Source organism: Longimycelium tulufanense (assembly GCF_014645795.1).
Lineage (GTDB): Bacteria > Actinomycetota > Actinomycetes > Mycobacteriales > Pseudonocardiaceae > Longimycelium > Longimycelium tulufanense.
Genome location: NZ_BMMK01000006.1, coordinates 69517 through 88114, shown reverse-complemented (window position 1 = coordinate 88114; position 18598 = coordinate 69517). Strand labels below are relative to the sequence as shown.

The following is an 18598-nucleotide window of genomic DNA, read 5'->3' as shown; positions in this document are numbered from 1 at the left end:
GGCAACCACGTGGCGTGAAGATGATCTCACCCCTGGTGAGGCGCCGGGTGTGGGCTCCCGCCGGGTCGCCGGAGTCGATAGCGTCGCAACATGCCTACCGCGCTCGTCACCGGAGCCACCGCCGGCATCGGCGCCGCCTTCGCGCGCCGGCTGGCCGCCGAGGGCTACGACCTGGTCGTCGTCGCCCGCAGCGTCGACCGCCTCCAGAGCATGGCCGCCGAGCTGCGGGACCGGCACGGTGTGCAGGTCGAGGTGCTGCCGGCTGATCTCAGCCAGCCGGCGGACCGCCAGCACGTCGCGGACCGGCTCGGCGGGGCGGAGCAGCCCGTCGAGATCCTGGTCAACAACGCCGGCTTCGCCACCAAGGGCGAGTTCTGGGAGAGCGAGTACTCGGACCTGCACGCCCAGCACGAGGTCAACGTCACCAGCGTGCTGCAGCTCAGCCGCGCCGCGCTGCCCAGCATGCTGCGCCGCCGGCGGGGCGCGATCATTAACGTCTCCAGCGTCGCTGGCTTCTTCTCCGGCCGTGGCTCCACCTATACGGCGAGCAAGGCGTACGTGACCGCCCTGTCCGAGGGCCTGGCGAACGGGCTGCGGGGCAGCGGGGTCCGCGTTGTCGCACTCTGCCCCGGCTTCACCCGTACCGAGTTCCACCAGCGGGCCGGCATCGACATGAGCAGGTCCCCGTCCTGGGCGTGGCTGGACGCCGACCGCGTAGTGCACGACTGCCTTGCTGACCTCCGGCGCGGGCGGTCGTTGTCCGTGCCCGGCCTGCAGTACAAGGCCGTGGTAGCGATGAGTCGGTTCATCCCGCGCCGGCTGCTCCGCCGGCTGTCATCCGGGACCTTCGGCGGCCGGGGCCGGAGCTGAGGCCAGGCTGTCGCCAGCGCGCACGCCGACTCTGCGTCAGGTGGCTCCCAGCCGTGACGAGCAGGGCGGATGCTTCCACCGTCCACCCATGTGCAACGCTTGTGCCTCGTGGGTACGCCGCAAGTCGACGCATCGGCCAAGGCCGAGCTGGCCCGTCTGGTGACCGAGCTGGCCGTGGTGCACGGCAGGGTCGTGCTCTCCTCAGGTAAGGAGGCCGACTATTACGTCGACCTGCGCCGGGCCACCCTCAACCATCGTTCTGCCCCGTTGATCGGCACGCTGCTGCGGCAGCTCACCGCGGACTGGGACTACGTCGCGGTCGGTGGGTTGACCCTCGGCGCCGATCCGGTGGCCTGCGCGATGATGCACTCCGCCGCGGCCGACGGGCAGGCCCTCGACGCGTTCGTGGTGCGTAAGGCAACCAAGCAGCACGGCATGCAGCGCCGCATCGAGGGCGCCGAGGTGTCCGGGCGGCACGTGCTCGCCGTCGAGGACACCTCCACCACCGGTGGCAGTGTGCTGACCGCGGTCGATGCGTTGCGGGAGGCAGGTGCCGAGGTGGTGGGGGTCGCCACCATCGTGGACCGCGCCACCGGTGCCAAGGAGGCCATCGAGGCCCAGGGGCTGGGCTACCGGTACCTGCTCTCGCTCACCGATCTCGGCCTGGCCTGAGAGAACCTGTCCGGAGGGTGCTCCCTGGCGGGGCCCGTCCGCTGATCGTGGCCCGCGGCGCAGCACGGCCGCCAACAGCCGTGATCGAACGATCCATCGTGTCGCTCCAGGGCCTTGGCGTACTTGCTCGACCACCTGCCCGGACGCTGTCGATCACCTGTTTCGTTGATCGGCTGGGCAACCCTGCCCGACTTACGCTGATCAGCGGGAGGTGGCCATGGCCGGGCTGCTCGCCGACATCACGATGGTGGTGCACTTCGGGTTCCTGGTGTACGTCGTGGTCGGGGGATTTCTGGCGTGGTGTTGGCCCCGCGCGGTCCTGCCGCACGCCCTGGCCACTGCATGGGGCATCCTGATCGTCACCGACCAGGTCGACTGCCCGCTCACCTGGGTCGAGGAGTACCTCCGGCGCCAGGCCGGCCAACCCGGGCTGCGCAACGGCGGGTTCATCGACACCTACGTGGCGGGCGTCCTGTACCCGGAGCAGTACGCGGGGCAGATGGAATTGCTCGCCGTGCTGGTCGTTGCGGCGTCGTGGGTCGCGGGATACCTAAAGTGGCGCGATGCGCGACGAACAGGAACCCGGACCCACGGAGTGGGGGTCTGACCAGCCCGGAGTCGGGGTCGGCCCGTGGCCTGGCCCGTGGCCGACCGACGACCGGTTTGACCCCGAGCTGCTGGCTCACGGCGACCACCGCAACGTGGTCGACCACTACCGGTACTGGCGGCGGGAGGCGATCGTCGCCGATCTCGACAGGCGTCGCCATGACTTCCACGTCGCCATCGAGAACTTCCAGCACGATCACAACATCGGCACGGTGGTGCGCAGCGCGAACGCCTTCCTGGCACAGGCGGTGCACGTCGTCGGGCGACGCCGCTGGAACCGGCGCGGCGCGATGGTCACCGACCGGTACCAACACATTCGCCACCACACCGGGATCGGCGGACTCGTGCACTTCGCACGCGACCACGGCCTGTCCATTGTGGCGGTCGACAACACCCCGGGTGCGGTACGGCTCGAACGCACCGAACTGCCGCGTCGGTGCGTGCTGCTGTTCGGACAGGAGGGACCTGGGTTGACCGACGGCGCGCGGGATGCCGCCGAACTCGTGGTGTCGATCGCCCAGTTCGGATCGACGCGGTCGATGAATGCGGGTGTTGCGGCCGGAATCGTCATGCACGCCTGGATTCAGCAGCATGCTGATATGAACACGGCTTGGTGAAGTTCTGGAACCGCCGCGCCCCGTCACGGTGTTGCTGGATCGGTCCAGAACGCACGATGAGCACATGACCGAGCAGTCGGTGGCGAAACAGCCCCGGCTGTGGGCGGCCCGAGCGGGGGTTGCGGAACGCGCCATCTACGCCAGGCACCTGCGCCGGGTCTGGGGGCTGCCCGGGACCGCACTCGGGGTCACCCGGTGGCCGGCGACCTACGGTCAGCGACTCCACGGCGTGTGGAACTACTGGTGGCAGGCACACCTGCTCGACTGCCTGGTGGATGCACAACTTCGGAAACCCACTCGGCGTCGGATGGCGACGATCCGCCGGCTCATCCGTGGCGTCCACGTGCGCAACCTCAACAAGTGGGTCAACGATTTCTACGACGATGTCGCCTGGCTCGGGCTTGCGCTGCAACGCGCGGGTGCGCTGCTCGGCGAGTGGCACCTTGCCGCGCTCACCGAGATCGTCACGCAACTCCGGACGGGCTGGACGGACCACGCGGGTGGCGGCATCTGGTGGCGGCGGAACGACGATTTCAAGAACGTGCCGGCGAACGGGCCGGCCGCGATCCTGCTCCTACGCGTGGCCACGGACGGTTCCGGCGTCGGTGAGCCGGCTGACCTCGCCCGCGCCCGCGCGATCGCGAACTGGATCGAACACAACCTGATCGATCCCGCAACCGGGCTCGCCTGGGACGGGCTGCACGTCGCGCCGGATGGATCGGTGCGCTCGGTAGAGAAGAACGTCTACACCTACTGCCAGGGCGTGGTGCTCGGTACGTACGTCGAGCTGGCGGACGCGACCGGCGAGCAGATCTGGACCGAGCGGGCGGTGCGCACGATCGATGCGATCAGTACACACCTGACCGACCAGGGCGGGGTGTTGCGCGGACACGGTGGCGGAGACGGGGGACTTTTCACCGGGATCCTCGCGCGTTACCTCGCCCAGGCCGCGCTACGACTCTTCGACGAGGACGAGGAGCGTGCGCTCGCCGCGCGCCTGGTCACCACGTCCGCGGAAGCAGCGTGGCGGAACCGTGGCGCTGCGCCCGGCGGACCGCTCTTCGGCGCGGACTGGCTGGTTCCCGCGACGGTTCCGGTGCGGGCGTATCCGCATCGGCTGCGCCCCGATGCGGCAGCGAGCGCGTTGGTTCCGGAGCTGGACCTCTCCGTACAGCTCGCGGGTTGGATGCTGCTGGAGGCATCCGCCTTCCTCGAGGCGCATGACTTCGGAAACTGAGGACGGCAGAAGCGCGTCCGCAACTGGTGCCAGCACAGCATGGAGCGGGTTGCTGCTCGTGACAAAGCAGGATGCTGCTTGTTGCTGAGCGGGCGGGAGCCGTGTTCGGCGGTGGTGGGAGACGCCCAGGGGCGGGCCGCTCGGTGTCCCTGCCGTGGAGGCTGGGTGTGCGCGTCGCGGCATGTGCCTGTCGCCGGTCCGGCGTAAGGCCGTTCGACGCACGCGACAGCCGACCAGTGGCCCGGCGGGTACCGATCGAACAACGGGCCGGTCGACGCGGAGGTAGCTCCGGGTGGGCGGGCCCAGCTAGGAGTCAGGTGGGGCAGCCGCAGGAGTTACGGTGCATGAACTTGGCAGGGAGGCGCACCGTGCGTGGCGGTTGCTCGGGCTCGGCGATGCGGGACAGCAGCATCCGCACCGCAGTACGCCCGATGTCCGCGATCGGCTGCGCCATCGTCGTGAGCGGCGGGTCGACCAGATCCGCCCATTCCACCTCGTCGTATCCGACCACCGCGATGTCCTGGCCGACCCGGACACCCAGTTCCCGTGACGCGTGAAGCACCCCGACCATCATGCTGTTGTTCGCCGCGATCACCGCGGTGGGCGGGCTCGGTAGCGACAGCAGCCGGCGCAGCGCCACCTCAGCGGGCTTCACCGCCGATCCACCCGACGCCATCAGGTCCTCGTCCAGCTCCAGCCCGGCACGTCGCAACCCCAGCCGGTACCCGTGCACCCGCTCGCTGCTGGTGGTCAACCCGGCCGCGCCGGCGACCAGCCCGATCCGGCGGTGCCCCAGGTCCACCAGATGCTCGACGAGGATGGCCGTGGCGCCCACGTTCTCCGGTCCCACCTGGTCCAGCAGCCCCGCACCGGGCAGGCGGTCCACCAGCACCGTGGGCACCTTCAGCTGCCGCAGCTCCGGAACCACGGTGTCCGCCGCCCCGGGCGAGGGCGTCAGCAGCATGCCCTCCACGCGACGCGCCCGCAGTGCCCGCACCGCCGCCTGCTCCACCTCCGACTCGTCGTGGGTGTCCACGAGCAGCAGCGTGTAGCCGGCACGCGCCGCCTCGCCCTCGATCGCCTGGATCAACTCGGAGAAGTAGGGGTTGGCCACGAGCGAGATCGCGACCCCGAGCGACCTGGTGCCGCCGGTCGCGAGGGAGCGCGCGATCGCGTTCCCGGTGTAGCCGGTGGCCGCGATGGCGTCCAGCACGCGGTAACGCGTCTCGTCCGCGACCGCACGCGTGCCGTTGACCACGTGCGACACGGTCGTGATCGAAACGCCGGCGAGCTGAGCGACATCGCGCATGGTGACCACGGGTGCAAACGTTTGCGCAAGCGCTTGGCGACAGTCAACTTCCACGGCTACCGTCCCGCCACCGACCGGAAGGACGTGCTCCACCTCGAGCGCCGGTCGGGGAGCGGGGCGAGCGGGTACCCAGCTACCGGAGCGCACCAGCCGGGGGCGTGCCCCCGCTCACGCGGGTGACACGGGCACCATGGGCGGATGGGTCGCCCGGTCGCCGCACGGCGGCGAGATGGGCGACAGGCGGCGGAGGAGGTGCGCGGGGTGGTGCGCAAGGCTGCGGCGAGCTCGCCGGAGGACTGCGGGTGAGGGCGGTGTTGCTGGTCGGGTTGTGCACCGTCGACCTGGTCCAGCGTGTGACGGAGCTGCCTTCCCCCGGACAGAAGGCGCAGTCCCTCGTGGCCGATCTCGCCGCCGGGGGGCCGGCCGCCAACGCCGCCGTCGCGGTGGCCGCGACCGGTGGGGATCCGACCCTGGTCACCGCGCTGGGACAGCACCCCCTCGCCGCGTTGGCCCGAGCCGATCTCGAGCAGCAGGGCGTGCGTGTCGTGGACCTGTCCCCGGAGCACGCGGCCGCTCCCCCGGTCAGCGCCGTGATGGTGCGGGAGTCCGATGGCGAGCGCACCGTCGTGTCCCGCAACTCCGCCGAGATCCCCGCGCACCCCGACGACGTGATCCCCGACCTCGTTGCGCGGTCGGCCGCCGTGCTGGTGGACGGGCACCACCCCGAGATCGCGCTGGCGACGGCGCGCGAGGCTCGGCGGCAGGGCGTACCCGTGGTGTTGGACGCGGGGAGCTGGAAGCCGGTCCTCAACGAGCTGCTGCCGCTGGTCGACGTCTGCGCGTGTTCCTCGGCGTTCACCGTGCCCGGGCCGACGCGGTTCAGCGCCGCGGTGCACGGCTTCGGGGTTCCCGTGCTGATCCGTACCGCCGGACCGGAGCCGGTCACGTGGAGCTGCGTGTATGGCCACGCACCCGACGGCACCCCACTCGTGGTGGGCGGCCAGGTGCCGGTGGCACCGGTGCCGGCACGGGACACACTCGGCGCGGGGGACGTCTGGCACGGTGTTTTCGCGCTGGGGGTTGCCTGTCTCGGCCGGACCCCCGGACCGGCGGAGCTGCCCGGGCTCGTGGGTGCGGCGAACGACGTCGCCGGGCTGCGAGTGCAGCACGTGGGCCCGCGCGCCTGGGTGCAGCCGGTGCGGGAGCAGGGCAGGGGAGGGGAATGAGCACGGCTGGCGAGGCACGTCCGGGCAAGCCCGGTTTCGAGGAGCTGGTGGCTCGGGCCGAGCGCCTCATCGCGGGTGGACGGCGGGCGTTGCTGGGGATCACCGGGCCGCCGGGTGCGGGCAAGTCGACGCTCTCCGAACGCCTGGTGGCCGCACTCGGGAAGCGTGCGGTGCTGGTCGGCATGGACGGCTTCCACCTCGCCCAGCGCGAGCTGGACCGGCTGGGCCGCGCGGAACGCAAGGGAGCGCCCGACACCTTCGACGGCTACGGCTACCTCGACCTGTTGCGCCGGCTACGGAACAACGGTCCGGGCGTGCCGGGGGCAGCCACGGTCTACGCGCCCGAGTTCCGCCGGGAGATCGAGGAGTCGGTGGCGTGCGCGGTGCCGGTGCCACCGACCACCCCGCTCGTCGTCACCGAGGGCAACTACCTGCTGCTCGACGAGGAACCGTGGAAGTGGGTGCGCGACGTCCTCGACGAGGTGTGGTTCCTGGCCCCCGACGAGGAGGAACGGATCAACCGCCTCGTCGCCCGCCACCAGCGCTACGGCCGCAGCCCCGACGAGGCCCGTGACCGGGCACTGGGCTCCGACCAGGCCAACGCGGAGCGCGTCGCCAACACCCTCGGCTCCGCAGATCTGGTCCTACCGGACATCTACTGAGTCCGGAACGCGAACCCAGCCCGACGAGGCGATGCTGCGCAAGGGATTCGGGGCAGCCTCTGTCGGCCCTGAGCAGGGAGCAGGGACGGTGACAGCTCGCCGGGCCGACGTGCCCTGCTGCGACTGGCTGGACCAGATGCTTGGGGGAGATCAACGCGAGGTCGGTGCCGTCGGTGAAGGGATTGATCCCCGCCCCGCCGTGAGCCGCACCCGGCGAAGCGGCCTCATGCCGGTTCCCCTGGCAGCACAGGCGTGCTGCGGGTGCGTGCAGGAGAAGCTGTGCGGTAGCCAACGGGGACAGACCTCAACAGAGACGGATCAGCCGTCGAGCTGGGCCGGGTCCACCACCTCGACCGGCTTGCGCATCTCCTGCCGGTACCGCCACAGCCCGTAGATCGTGCCGCCGATGACGAAGGTGACGAAGCCGATGACCGCGGTCGTCTTGAGCCAGGGATAGTGGTCCAGCAACCCGGCTGCGTAGTAACCGATGAGCATGAGCGTGGGCGCCCAGAGGAACGCGCCGACCACACTCGCCATCAGGTACTTGCGCCGGTCCATACGGGCGGCACCTGCCAGCAACGGGGCCAGGGTGCGGATCCACGGTAGCCAGCGGGCCACCATGATCGCCCAGACCCCCCACCGGTCGAAGAACTGCTTGGCGCGTTCCAGGTGCTCTCGGTTGAGGACCTTGCCGCCCCGGCGTGCGATCAGTCGCACACCCGTCCGCTCGCCGATCACGTAGCCCACGTGGTTACCCGCCACCGCCACCACGGTGACCGTCACGGACAGTAACCAGATGCCGAGCTCGTGATTGTGATGCGACAACACCACGCCGGCGGTGAGCAGGAGCGAGTCTCCCGGCAGGAACAACCCGACGATGAAGGCACACTCGGCGAACACGAATCCAAGGACGACCAGCCACACCACGACCGGGCCCGCCGTTTCCAGCGGTCCCCACGCCAGCTGGCCCGCCCCCGCCATGTCGCTGCCCACCCGTCCGAGACTAGGCGGTCGCCCCGGTCCACTGGCCGGAATGGTGAGGGAGGTGTGGTCGAACCGACCACCGAGACTACGGTGGGTCAGGTGAACACCACACTGGGCGATCACCTGCTCGGCGAACTGAGGGATGCGGTGGGCGCGAACGGCCTGCTGGCCGATCCCGATGTCGTGCTCGGCTACCAGCGGGACATGATGCCGCTCGCCCCGGCCGGGACACCCGGTGCCGTGGTGCTCCCGTCGTCGACCGAGCAGGTGCAGGCCGTGGTTCGCGCCTGCGCGGCGGCCGGTGTACCGATCGTGCCCCGTGGCGCGGGCAGCGGGCTCTCCGGCGCGGCCAACGCCATCGACGGCTGTGTCGTGCTCGCGACAACCCGGATGAACCACATCCTCGAGGTCGACCCGGACAACCGCCTGGCCGTGGTCGAGCCCGGCGTGGTGAACCGCGACCTGCGGGGCGCGGTCGAGAAGCACGGCCTGTTCTACCCACCGGACCCCTCCAGTTACGACTGGTGCACCATCGGCGGCAACCTGTCGACCAATGCCGGTGGCCTGTGCTGCGTGAAATACGGCGTCACCACCGACTCGGTACTCGGTCTCGAGACCGTTCTGGCGACCGGTGAGCTGCTGCGCACCGGCCGCCGCACCGTGAAGGGCGTCGCCGGCTACGACCTCACCAAGCTTTTCGTGGGTTCCGAGGGCACGCTGGGCGTGATCACCCAGGCCACCCTCGCGCTCCGGCCGCTACCGCAAGCCCCGGCCACGCTGGTCGCCACGTTCGGTTCCACCGCGGCCGCGGGCGCCGCGGTGAGCCGCGTGGTGCGGGAGGGCCTGGTCCCGAGCCTGATGGAGATCATGGACCAGGCGTCGATCCGCGCGGTCGAGCAACACCTGAGCACCGAGCTGGGGGCGGGGACCGGCAGCGCCACGTTGCTCATCTGCCAGTCCGATGGGGGCGGGGAGACCGCACGCCGGGAGATCAGGGCGATCGAGCAGATCTGCACCGACGTCGGAGCCGAGCTGGTGCACTGGACCGACGACCTCGAGGAGGGGCGGATGCTGCTGGCCGCGCGCCGCGCGGTCCTCCCGTCGCTGGAGATCTATGGGGCGTGGCTCACCGACGACGTGTGCGTGCCACGCACCAGGATCGCCGACCTCATCTCCGGCTGTGCCGAGATCAGCGAGAGATACGGCCTGCTGATCGCGGTGGTCGGGCACGCTGGGGACGGCAACATGCACCCCACGATCACCTACGACCCCGGCTCGGAACGGGAGTTCGCCAAGGCCCACCAGGCGTTCGACGAGATCCTGGCGCTCGGCCTGTCCCTGGGCGGGACGGTGACCGGGGAGCACGGCGTGGGCAAGGTGAAGCGGGAGTGGCTGGCGCGGGAGATCGGGCCGGTGGGCCTGGGCGTGCACCGCGCGATCAAGGCGGCGCTCGACCCGGGAAACCTGTTCAACCCCGGCTCGATGTTCGCCCTCTATGACGAGGACAAGGACTAGCGCGTTTTCCGACGGTCACACTTCCGCTGACGCGGCGGGAGCAATCCGCACGAACCCCGGACATCGCACACCCGGGTGTTCGGTGTCCCCCAACCCGTCGGCTCAGTGTCGGCTCAGTGGGAGGACAGCCCCCGCCCTCCTCGGGGGCAGGCGCCCCGCGACCAGCCTACTGAGCTGCGGAAACGCAAAGCAAGAACAAGATCGTGGGTTGTGGATAACTCCGAGGCTTGTGGATCGACTCCTGCGGCCCGCCTCGGCTGCCGCCCGCAAACGACCGGTGCGGAGGACCGCAAAGTCGAGGGGCCGTGCCACTGGCGGCACAGCCCCTCGACGACGACCCTTTCGGCTCAGACGCGGGGAATCTCCTCGGTGGCGGCGTCCATCTCTGCCGCCGCGGCGACCGCCGCCTTCTTCTCCCGCCGGTTCCGCACGTACTCGACGATGATCGGGAGCACCGACAGCAGCACGATGCCGACGAGGATCGCCTCGATGTTGTTCTTGATGAACGCGATGTTGCCCAGGAAGTAGCCGAGCACCGTGAGGCCGGTGGCCCAGGCGATACCGCCGATGACCGAGTACGTGAAGTACTTCTTCGGGTCCATGCGTCCCACGCCGGCCATCGCGGTGATGAGCGTCCGCACGATGGGCACGAACCGGGCGAGCACGATCGCCCGCGCGCCGTGCCGTTCGAAGAACTCGTGCGTCTTGTCGACATGTTCCTTTTTCAGGAACCGCGAATCCGGCCGGTTGAACAATGCGGGGCCGACCCGCCAGCCGATCGCGTAGCCGCAGACGTTGCCGAGCAGCGCGGAGATCGTCAACAACAGGCAGACGAGCCAGATCGGTGCCGGCCAGTCGCCGACCTGGATCGCGCCCGCCGCGGTGAACATGCCTGCCACGAAGAGCAGGGAGTCACCGGGGAGAAAGAAGGCGAAGGCACCGCACTCGACGAAGACGATGAGGCAGAGCCCGATCAGCGCGAAGGCGCCCATCGAGGTGATGATGTACTCGGGCTGCAGCCACTGCGGACCGAGTGCGAGCGGGGCGGCCGTGCTCGCGACGGCGGGCAAAACGGTCGTCACCCCGCCCAAGGTACCGGCACTCGTTGAACAGGCACCGCGCGACCCTGAGCCGTTTCCCGGCCACGCAACGTGAAGCAGCCACTGGAGCAGGCATGACACCGGTTACCGGGACGCGGCAGGTGACCACCGCGGAACGTGGCGGTCGGTGTCCGGAGCTACCGGCGTCGGTGGTGGCAGGATGCGCGTACCCCTGCGCGTATCCCGCAGCCGGGACCAGCCGGAGAACAGGATCGAGCGCCGGTGCCGTCCCGCCGGAAAGGCCCGCCGGAGCGGGTACGGCCGCCGCCATCCCGCCGACGGAGCATGATCAAATGGCGCCAAACCGCCAGCCACCCGGCGTCCTCCACATCGGGCCAGCCTTTACCCGGGACGTGCCTTCCCCGAGCCGGTGTCGCTGGCCGGGGCATCACCGACCACCGCGGTCAGAGCACGGAGATGAGCCCGATGACACACCCGACGGCGAGCCCGAGAAGCACCGCCAGCAGCAGAACCCAACGGGCCGCCAGGGGCGCCTCTGCCGGCGTCTCGCGTGGCGGTGGCGGGGGCTCGGGGCTCGGTGGGGGCGGAGGTGACCCGTTGGTGACTGCCTGCGCCCGCAGCGCCTCGGCGAGCAGCCGCTCGGGATCGTCCGAGGTACTCACGGTTCCTCACGGTAGCGGGAGGGCCCGGATGCGGCGGCTTCCCGCCCGAGCCAGCTCGGAGCAGGTGTGGAGGCTTGCGGCTGCCTTGGCTCGGCCGTGAGCAGCCGGCGCTGTGTCTCGGCATTCACCCTCGAGACACGCCTTCCCAACACGTTCTCGGACCGGCCCAGGGCGAGGAACAACGCCGCCGCGTGCCCCGGGCCACCGGACGGTCGCGCCGATGTAGGCGCCGATCCACCCCTGCGGTGCGATGGAGCGGGCCATATTTAACCGATGAGGCCGCCCACACCGAACGGAGGGCCGTAGCCGACCGCCCTGACACCGGAACGCCGAAGACAGGGCTGGCAACAATGCCAGCTTGTGGCTCCTCGGGGATCTCGTGCAGGCTCCGGCGAGAGCCGAGTCCCACCACCGGCAGCGTGGATCTCTCCTTCAGCCGGGGCCGGGGCGGCCTTCTGCGCGCGATGCCGTGCCCGCCACATCTCGACTGGTCCGACCCTTGGGACTGCCGCCTGGTGGGAGACGCCACCTCCGAGGCTCAGGCTCTGAGTACGCCGAGGAGACGTGCCACCTCATCTGCCACGGCCTTCCGGCCGGGCGCAACGTACTTCCGGGTGTCGACGACGTCGGGGTACTGGTCTAGATAGCCCCGGACCGCCCCGGTGAACGCCTGGTTCAGACTGGTCGCGATGTTGACCTTGGTCATGCCGGCCGCTACCGCCCGCGTGAGGTCGGCCTCGGGCACGCCGGACGAGCCGTGCAACACCAGCGGCACCGGCACCGCCTCCCGTAACCGCCCGATCAGATCGAAGTCCAGGGCGGCATTCTTGGTCACCATCGCGTGGGAACTGCCCACCGCGACCGCCAACGCGTCCACGCCGGTCGCCGCCACGAACGACCGAGCCCGCTCCGGATCTGTGCGCGCACCGGGCGCGTGCACCCCGTCCTTCCCCCCGACCTCGCCCAGCTCGGCCTCGACGTACACGCCACGAGAGTGGCAGTGCACGACCACCTCGGTGGTGGCGCGCACGTTCTCCCCGTACTCCAGCTTCGAGGCGTCGAACATCACGCTCGTGAAGCCCAACTCGACCGCCTCGTGCGCGAGACCGGCGTCTTCGGCGTGGTCGAGGTGCACCGCCACCGGCACCGACGACCGTCGCGCCACCGCCAGCGTCGCCAGCCCGATCGGCTCCAATGCGCCGTGGTAGCGCACGCAGTTGTGGCTGATCTGCAGGATGACCGGGGCGCCCGCCCGCTCCGCCCCGGCCACGAGCGCCTCGGCGTGCTCCAGCTGGATCACGTTGAACGCGCCGACGCCGCGGCCGGCACGGGCGGCGGCGTCGACGATCTCGCCGGTCGGGGTGAGCGGCACGGGCTACCTCCTGGTCGGTCGCATCACTGGGAGACCCAGCTCCCGCGGTGCATGACGCGGCGCAGGCGCAGGTCGTCGTCGAGCACGGCGAGGTCGGCGGCCAGCCCGGCCCGGATCGCCCCGGTCTCCCCCGCCAGGCCGAGCAGCGCGGCCGGCCGCGTGGCGGTCGCCTCGACCGCCGCGGGCACGGTCAGCCCGCAGGACCGCACCAGGTTCCGAAAGGCGACGTCCATCGTGAGCGTGCTACCGGCGAGCGCGCCGTTGGCGAGCGTGGGAACCCCGTCCCGCACCGTCACGTCCAGCTCGCCCAGAACGTAGGAGCCGTCCGGCATCCCGGTTGCGGACATGGCATCGGTGACCGCCAGGGTTCGCGCCGTGCCGGCATGTCGCGCAGCCAGCCGCACCATGGTGGGTGCGACGTGCACGAGGTCGCAGATCAGCTCGATGCTGACGCGCTCGTCGTCGAGCAACACACCGATCGGTCCGGGCTCGCGGTGGTGCAACGGGCGCATGCCGTTGAACAGGTGCGTGGCGACCGTCGCGCCGGCGTCCACAGCGGGCAGCACCTGCGCCTCGGTGGCGTCGGTGTGCCCCAGCGCGGCGATCGCGCCTTGATCGACGAGCTGGCGCACCGCCTCGACAGCGCCCTCCAACTCGGGCGCGAGCGTGCACATCCGCACCGTGCCATGGCCCGCGTCGAGCAGAGCCTGCACGTCCACGCGCGCGGGCGGTCGCAGGAGCGCCGGGTCGTGCGCGCCGCAGCGGGCGGCCGACAGGAACGGGCCCTCCAGATGGACCCCGGCGACCAGCCCGTCGGTGACGAGGTCGACGAGCACGGCCACCTGCTCGGCGAGTGCGGGGATCGGCTCGGAGACCAGACTCGCCAGCAGTGTGGTCGTGCCGTGGCGGCGGTGGAGCGCCACCGACGAGGCGATCTGCTCCTGCTCGCGGCAGCCGAACGACACCCCGCCGCCACCGTGGCAGTGGATGTCGACGAAGCCCGGAACCACCCACTGCCCGTCGAGGTCGACGACGGAGCCGTGACCACCGGCCGGCTCACCCGTGCCGACGCCGGAGATCCGGCCGCCGGACACCTCGACCCAGCCGTTGTCCAGCACCCCGTCCTGGGTGACGACGGTGCCGCCCCGTAGCAGCATGCTCATCGGGCCTCCAATCGACGGATACCCCAGTCGCGCGGCTGGGGGTACGCGGTCCCGGGACCCCTTGTCGCCGGAACCGTGACGCGGGAAGCCCGGGCCGCGTGACCCGAGGCCGCCCACCTGCGAACACCAGAAGGCTCAACGCGCCTCCAGCAGATCCAGGGCCAGCAGGGCGGCGCCGAGGCGGCCGGCGCCGTCGCCCAGCTCGGCGAGCCGCAGTTCGGGAGGGCGTTGGAAAGTCATCAGCTCGTTGAGCCGCCGGCCCAGCGGTTCGGTGAGCAGCTCCCTGGCCAGCGCCAACCCACCCCCCAGCACCACCACCTCCGGGCCGAGGATCGTGCAGGCGAGTACAAGCGCCTTGCCCAACGCGGTTACCGCTTCTTCCCACACCGCAACGGCATCCTGGTCGCCGGCACGTACCGCTTCCGCGACGTCGACCGCGCCCCGAACCTCGCGCCCGCTGCGTCGGGTGTAGCGGCGGGCGATGGCGGCGGACGACGCGACCCGCTCCAGGCAGCCGCGCTGACCGCAGCCACACGGTTCCCCGTGGCCGATGTCGATGTGCCCGAGCTCGCCGGCGTAGCCGCCAGCGCTGTGGACCCGTCCGCCCACGACAATGGCGGCCGCGATCCCGGTACCGATCGGCATGATCAGCGCGTCTCGATGGCCCCGGGCCGCGCCCAGCCGTAGCTCGGCGAGCCCGCCGGCGCGCACGTCGTGCCCGAAGGCCGTGGGCAAGCCCGTCCTGGCCGTCAACAGCTCGGCGAACGGTGCGTCGCGCCAACCGAGGTTCGCCGAGTACACGCCGACACCGCGCTCCTCGTCGACAACGCCGGGCACGACGACGCCCACGGCCTCGACCTCCCGGCCGCCTTCCCGACGCAGCTCCTCGACCAGGTAGAGGACGAGGTCGACCACGGCGGCGACGGTGGTCCCGGAGTCGGCACGCCTGGGCGTCGGCCGCCGGTGCTCGGCCAACGGGACCGCCGCCGCGGGCCGGCCGCTGACCAACGCGGCCTTCGTCTCGGTGCCGCCGACGTCGACGGCGACCACGGTGCGGGTGGATGCCACGCCTGCGATCCTGCGCCATCCACCCACCATTGGTCTACACCACCTGTGTCAGGCGTGGTCCAGGACCACCGAACGGGTCAGATGCCGCGGGTGGTCCGGGTCCAGGCCGCGCCGCCGTGCCAACGCCACCGCGAGCCGCTGCACCAGCACCAGCTCCGCCATCGGGTCCCACCGGCTGCCGCGGAACACGCCACCGGTCGCGGCGATCTCGTCCGGCAGTCCGGCCGGGGACTCCCCGAGCACCCAGGCCACCCGGCCCGGCCCGGTGACGCTGATCGGCCCGTGCCGGTACTCCATCGCCGGGTACGCCTCAGTCCACACCCCGGCCGCCTCCCGCATCTTCAACGCCGCCTCCGCGGCCAGGCCGCAGGTCCAGCCCCGGCCGAGGAAGGTGAACTGCTCGGCCTCCAGCAGCTCGGGCGGGAGCGGCTCGGCCAGCACGCGCTCGGCGTCGGCCGCGGCGGCGGCGAGCTCCGCCCCCACCGAGGCCCGCAGCAGTGCGAGCGCCGAGGTGGCGAACCGGGTCTGCACCACGGAGCGCTCGTCGGCGAAGTCCAACGCCACCACCGCATCCGCCACTGACCCGACCGGCGTGTCACCGTCGGCCGTCAACGCCACCGTGGGGATGGTCCCGCGCAGTTCACCCAGCACGTCGAGGACTTCGGTCGTGGTCCCCGAGCGCGTGATCGCCACGACCCGGTCGTACCGTCGACCCCGGGGGAACTCGGAGGCGGCGAAGGCGTCGGTCTGTCCCCGCCCCAGCCCCTCGCGCAGTGCCGCGTAGGACTGCGCGACGAACCAGGACGTCCCGCAGCCGACGACGGCGACCCGCTCGTTCCGCCCGGGCATCACCTCCTCGACCTGTGCGGCCAGGCCGGCCGCGCGCCGCCAGCAGTCGGGCTGGCTGAGGATCTCGGACATGACGAACGGTTGCTCGGCCACCGCCGCCTCCCAGGTGCGTGTGTATGCGCGTAACTGCGTACAAACAGTCACGATTGTGCACGCCCAAGCAGTCGCCCGTCGAGGCGTCATGCGCGATCATGTGCGCGGAGGTGACCGGTGAACCGCTACGAGCGCCTGAACGCGCTGCTGGAGATCCTCGCCGACCGTGGCCGGATCGAGGTCGACGACATCGCCGAGGAACTCTCGGTCTCCGCGGCGACCATCCGCCGCGATCTGGACCATCTGGCCGAGCAGCAGTTGCTCACCCGCACGCGCGGCGGGGCCGTGGCGCACGCGGTCTCCTACGACCTGCCGCTGCGGTACAAGAGCATGCGGCACGCCGGGGAGAAGCAACGCATCGGCAAGGCCGCCGCCGCGCTCGCCTCCCGCGGCTCGGTCGTCGGGCTCAACGGGGGCACCACCGCCACCGAGGTCGCCCGCTCACTGGCCACCCGGGCTGATCTCGGGCCGGGCGAGGGGGACACCGCGATCACGGTGGTCACCAATGCCCTGAACATCGCCAACGAGCTGGCGGTGCGCCCACAGGTGAAGCTGGTGGTCACCGGGGGCGTGGCCCGGCCGCAGTCCTATGAGCTGATCGGTCCGCTGGGCACCCGGATCCTCGACGAGCTGACGCTGGACATCACGTTCCTCGGGGTCGACGCCGTTGACCCACGGTCCGGCGCGAGCGCCCACAACGAGGGCGAGGCCAGCATCAACCGCCTGCTCGCGGCGAGAGCGCGGAAGGTGGTCGTGGTCGCCGACTCGTCGAAGATTGGTGCACCGGCGTTCGCACGCATCTGCGCGACCGACGAGATCGACGTGCTCGTCACCGACTCGGACGCGGCGGACGGGGACGTGCGGCGCTTCGAGGAACGCGGGGTGCAGGTCCTGCGGGTCTGACCACGTGCCCGGAGAGCGCGCCCGGACGGGTGCCCGGCCCCACCGGTCGTGGCCCGCGGCCCGCAGCGTGGACGCGGACAGCCGAGATCGAGCGATCAGTCGGGTCGGTCGAGGACTTCCACTGGCGCGGACAGTCCAGCGTTCCTTCGTAATGCACCGCGTGGGGGCCGGCTCCACACGACCGAAAGACATGGACCGGTTGCCAGGCCATGGACCCACGCCGTGGTGGGCGCTTGGGGGCGGTGGCCAGCCGGGTCTCGACCGTCGCCGATCGGCGCTTGTCCGCGGGCGCGAGACGTGCTCAGGTTTGTCCGGTGCAACCTGGTAACAGGTTCCGCTCCCTAACTGTTGACTCTTGCTCGTTTGGTGGGGAATATGAGCGAAATCGCGCACCCGATCGCGTGATTTAGCCCACCCGAGGGGGAGACATGGTTCGGTACGGCTCCCGCACTCGCCGTCTCTCCGCCGCCCTGCTGGCCGGCGCCCTCACCCTGTCGCTCACCGGCTGTGGCTCCTCCGGCGGTCGGGACGAGAACGTGGTGACCTACTGGTCGATGTGGAAGGAGAACGAGCCGCAGGCCCAGGTGCTTCACCAAACCGCGGCGGCGTTCGAGCGCGACACCGGAACCAAGGTCGACATCCAGTGGCAGGGCCGGGACGTGCTGAAGAAGATCGTCCCGGCGTTGCGCGGCGGCGAGGTCCCGGATCTCGTCGACCAGGACCAGAACCTGATGCGCGCCACCCTCGTCAGCTCCGGCGCCTACCGCGATCTCACCGGCCTCTACAACTCCCCGGTCAGCGACGGTCGCAAGGTTTCCGACGTGATCGCCCCCAGATACGCCGACGCGGTCAAGAACGACGGCAAGCCCTTCCTGGCGCCCTACGAGGTGATCGGCTACGGCCTGTGGTTCGACGCCAGCCAACTTCCCGAAGTCGCGGCGAAACCACCACGGACCTGGCGTGAGTTCGTTGAACTCCTTGCGCACCGCAAAGCCGCCGGCCGTGCCCCACTGGCCCTCGACGCCGACATCGGCCAGTACAACAATCTGTGGACCACGGGCCTGTTACAGGGTGCCCTCGGCGCCGAGCAGGTCAACCAGCTGGCCGCCGATCACTCGGGCGAGGCGTGGCGCAGGCACCCCGGGGTCCGCCCGGTGCTGGAGGAGATCGCCACACTGGTACGCGACGGCTACTTCGTCCCCGGCTACAACGGAAGCAAGTGGCCGGCGATCCAGGAGAAGTGGGCGCAGGGCGAAGCCGACTTCCTGCTCATGGGCAGCTGGGCCCCGAGCGAGACCGGAGCCAAGGCCCGCCCCGGTTTCCAGTACCACTTCGCGCCGTTACCCACCCCCGGCGACCAGCGGTACGTGCCGGTGGAGAGCATCGGGTTCGCGATTCCCGCGCGGGCCCAGCACGCGGGGAACGCCGAACGGTTCATCGCCTACGTGTTGCGAGACGAGCACCTCGGCAAGATCGCCACGGTTGCGAAGAACCTCACCCCGAACCCCGAACTCCCCGCCCCACCGGAACTCACCAGCCTGGCCGAGGCCGCCGAGCAACTCCACGTCGCCCGCAGCGAGGACGGGATCCAGGCCGATTATCCCGGCTACACCGAGGAAGTCCTCTGGCCGGTGAACAACCAGTTCCTCAAGGGACAACTGGACATCGAGGGCTTCTTCCAGCAGCTGAAGGAGAAGCAGGCCAACTACTGGAAGAAGAAGGGGTGAAC

At 70.7% G+C, this 18598-nt stretch carries 18 protein-coding genes; 10 read left to right on the top strand and 8 right to left on the bottom strand.

Annotated elements, in window-relative coordinates; genetic code table 11:
• Window positions 1-90: 90 nt before the first annotated feature.
• From IEY55_RS08785 to IEY55_RS08765, 5 genes are all read left to right on the top strand, one after another.
• Window positions 91-870: an SDR family NAD(P)-dependent oxidoreductase gene (locus IEY55_RS08785; RefSeq protein WP_189055870.1), complete on the top strand. Its 780-nt coding sequence runs from the start codon at window positions 91-93 to the stop codon at window positions 868-870.
• 69 nt (window positions 871-939) lie between these two features.
• The gene (gene pyrE, locus IEY55_RS08780; protein WP_189055868.1) at window positions 940-1542 is read left to right on the top strand and encodes an orotate phosphoribosyltransferase; all 603 of its coding nucleotides are present in this window, start codon (window positions 940-942) and stop codon (window positions 1540-1542) included.
• A 217-nt stretch (window positions 1543-1759) separates the two neighbouring features.
• Window positions 1760-2149 carry a DUF2784 domain-containing protein gene (locus IEY55_RS08775; RefSeq protein WP_189055866.1) on the top strand — a complete coding sequence of 130 codons (390 nt, stop codon included), beginning with the start codon at window positions 1760-1762 and terminating at the stop codon, window positions 2147-2149.
• On the top strand, window positions 2106-2765 hold the full coding sequence (locus IEY55_RS08770) for a TrmH family RNA methyltransferase (RefSeq protein ID WP_189055864.1): 660 nt from the start codon (window positions 2106-2108) through the stop codon (window positions 2763-2765). Before IEY55_RS08775 ends, IEY55_RS08770 begins: the two co-directional genes overlap by 44 nt.
• A gap of 64 nt (window positions 2766-2829) precedes the next feature.
• Window positions 2830-4002 carry a glycoside hydrolase family 76 protein gene (locus IEY55_RS08765; protein WP_189055862.1) on the top strand — a complete coding sequence of 391 codons (1173 nt, stop codon included), beginning with the start codon at window positions 2830-2832 and terminating at the stop codon, window positions 4000-4002.
• Window positions 4003-4315: 313 nt separating this feature from the next.
• Here the strand turns inward: IEY55_RS08765 and IEY55_RS08760 are convergent, their stop codons facing one another.
• Window positions 4316-5311 carry a LacI family DNA-binding transcriptional regulator gene (locus IEY55_RS08760; protein ID WP_189055860.1) on the bottom strand — a complete coding sequence of 332 codons (996 nt, stop codon included), beginning with the start codon at window positions 5309-5311 and terminating at the stop codon, window positions 4316-4318.
• Between the two features lie 311 nt (window positions 5312-5622).
• Here IEY55_RS08760 and IEY55_RS08755 point away from each other — a divergent pair, with 311 nt between their 5' ends.
• Both IEY55_RS08755 and IEY55_RS08750 read left to right on the top strand, forming a co-directional pair.
• Window positions 5623-6537: a PfkB family carbohydrate kinase gene (locus tag IEY55_RS08755; protein WP_189056109.1), complete on the top strand. Its 915-nt coding sequence runs from the start codon at window positions 5623-5625 to the stop codon at window positions 6535-6537.
• Window positions 6534-7199, top strand: a complete 666-nt coding sequence (locus tag IEY55_RS08750) for a nucleoside/nucleotide kinase family protein (protein WP_189055858.1) — start codon at window positions 6534-6536, stop codon at window positions 7197-7199. Before IEY55_RS08755 ends, IEY55_RS08750 begins: the two co-directional genes overlap by 4 nt.
• Before the next feature lie 318 nt (window positions 7200-7517).
• Here IEY55_RS08750 and IEY55_RS08745 read toward each other — a convergent pair whose 3' ends face one another.
• The gene (locus tag IEY55_RS08745; RefSeq protein WP_373289982.1) at window positions 7518-8192 is read right to left on the bottom strand and encodes a DedA family protein; all 675 of its coding nucleotides are present in this window, start codon (window positions 8190-8192) and stop codon (window positions 7518-7520) included.
• Window positions 8193-8282: 90 nt separating this feature from the next.
• Between IEY55_RS08745 and IEY55_RS08740 the strand changes: the two genes are divergently transcribed.
• Window positions 8283-9698 (top strand): FAD-binding oxidoreductase, encoded by a 1416-nt coding sequence (locus IEY55_RS08740; protein WP_229686196.1) that lies wholly within the window; start codon window positions 8283-8285, stop codon window positions 9696-9698.
• A gap of 347 nt (window positions 9699-10045) precedes the next feature.
• Here IEY55_RS08740 and IEY55_RS08735 read toward each other — a convergent pair whose 3' ends face one another.
• The 6 genes from IEY55_RS08735 to IEY55_RS08710 form a co-directional block, all read right to left on the bottom strand.
• The gene (locus IEY55_RS08735; RefSeq protein ID WP_229686195.1) at window positions 10046-10780 is read right to left on the bottom strand and encodes a DedA family protein; all 735 of its coding nucleotides are present in this window, start codon (window positions 10778-10780) and stop codon (window positions 10046-10048) included.
• Between the two features lie 422 nt (window positions 10781-11202).
• Window positions 11203-11421, bottom strand: coding sequence for a hypothetical protein (locus IEY55_RS08730; RefSeq protein ID WP_189055856.1), 219 nt, complete (start codon window positions 11419-11421; stop codon window positions 11203-11205).
• 538 nt (window positions 11422-11959) lie between these two features.
• The gene (locus IEY55_RS08725; RefSeq protein ID WP_189055854.1) at window positions 11960-12793 is read right to left on the bottom strand and encodes a class II fructose-bisphosphate aldolase; all 834 of its coding nucleotides are present in this window, start codon (window positions 12791-12793) and stop codon (window positions 11960-11962) included.
• 23 nt (window positions 12794-12816) lie between these two features.
• Window positions 12817-13956 (bottom strand): N-acetylglucosamine-6-phosphate deacetylase, encoded by a 1140-nt coding sequence (gene nagA, locus IEY55_RS08720; RefSeq protein ID WP_189055852.1) that lies wholly within the window; start codon window positions 13954-13956, stop codon window positions 12817-12819.
• A 135-nt stretch (window positions 13957-14091) separates the two neighbouring features.
• The gene (locus IEY55_RS08715; RefSeq protein WP_229686194.1) at window positions 14092-15024 is read right to left on the bottom strand and encodes an ROK family protein; all 933 of its coding nucleotides are present in this window, start codon (window positions 15022-15024) and stop codon (window positions 14092-14094) included.
• 48 nt (window positions 15025-15072) lie between these two features.
• On the bottom strand, window positions 15073-15945 hold the full coding sequence (locus IEY55_RS08710) for an SIS domain-containing protein (RefSeq protein ID WP_189056102.1): 873 nt from the start codon (window positions 15943-15945) through the stop codon (window positions 15073-15075).
• A gap of 138 nt (window positions 15946-16083) precedes the next feature.
• Here IEY55_RS08710 and IEY55_RS08705 point away from each other — a divergent pair, with 138 nt between their 5' ends.
• Together IEY55_RS08705 and IEY55_RS08700 are read left to right on the top strand one after the other, a co-directional pair.
• Window positions 16084-16869 (top strand): DeoR/GlpR family DNA-binding transcription regulator, encoded by a 786-nt coding sequence (locus tag IEY55_RS08705; protein WP_189055848.1) that lies wholly within the window; start codon window positions 16084-16086, stop codon window positions 16867-16869.
• Window positions 16870-17297: 428 nt separating this feature from the next.
• Window positions 17298-18596 carry an ABC transporter substrate-binding protein gene (locus tag IEY55_RS08700; protein ID WP_189055846.1) on the top strand — a complete coding sequence of 433 codons (1299 nt, stop codon included), beginning with the start codon at window positions 17298-17300 and terminating at the stop codon, window positions 18594-18596.
• Window positions 18597-18598: the final 2 nt, after the last annotated feature.

Bases quoted from the DNA above. Each gene is read 5' to 3' on its own strand.
- IEY55_RS08775 (WP_189055866.1), top strand. From the start codon at position 1,760: ATGGCCGGGCTGCTCGCCGACATCACGATGGTGGTGCACTTCGGGTTC.
- pyrE (WP_189055868.1), top strand. From the start codon at position 940: ATGCTTCCACCGTCCACCCATGTGCAACGCTTGTGCCTCGTGGGTACG.
- IEY55_RS08785 (WP_189055870.1), top strand. From the start codon at position 91: ATGCCTACCGCGCTCGTCACCGGAGCCACCGCCGGCATCGGCGCCGCC.
- IEY55_RS08770 (WP_189055864.1), top strand. From the start codon at position 2,106: ATGCGCGACGAACAGGAACCCGGACCCACGGAGTGGGGGTCTGACCAG.
- IEY55_RS08760 (WP_189055860.1), bottom strand. From the start codon at position 5,311: ATGCGCGATGTCGCTCAGCTCGCCGGCGTTTCGATCACGACCGTGTCG.
- IEY55_RS08750 (WP_189055858.1), top strand. From the start codon at position 6,534: ATGAGCACGGCTGGCGAGGCACGTCCGGGCAAGCCCGGTTTCGAGGAG.
- IEY55_RS08700 (WP_189055846.1), top strand. From the start codon at position 17,298: ATGGTTCGGTACGGCTCCCGCACTCGCCGTCTCTCCGCCGCCCTGCTG.
- nagA (WP_189055852.1), bottom strand. From the start codon at position 13,956: ATGAGCATGCTGCTACGGGGCGGCACCGTCGTCACCCAGGACGGGGTG.
- IEY55_RS08710 (WP_189056102.1), bottom strand. From the start codon at position 15,945: ATGTCCGAGATCCTCAGCCAGCCCGACTGCTGGCGGCGCGCGGCCGGC.
- IEY55_RS08765 (WP_189055862.1), top strand. From the start codon at position 2,830: ATGACCGAGCAGTCGGTGGCGAAACAGCCCCGGCTGTGGGCGGCCCGA.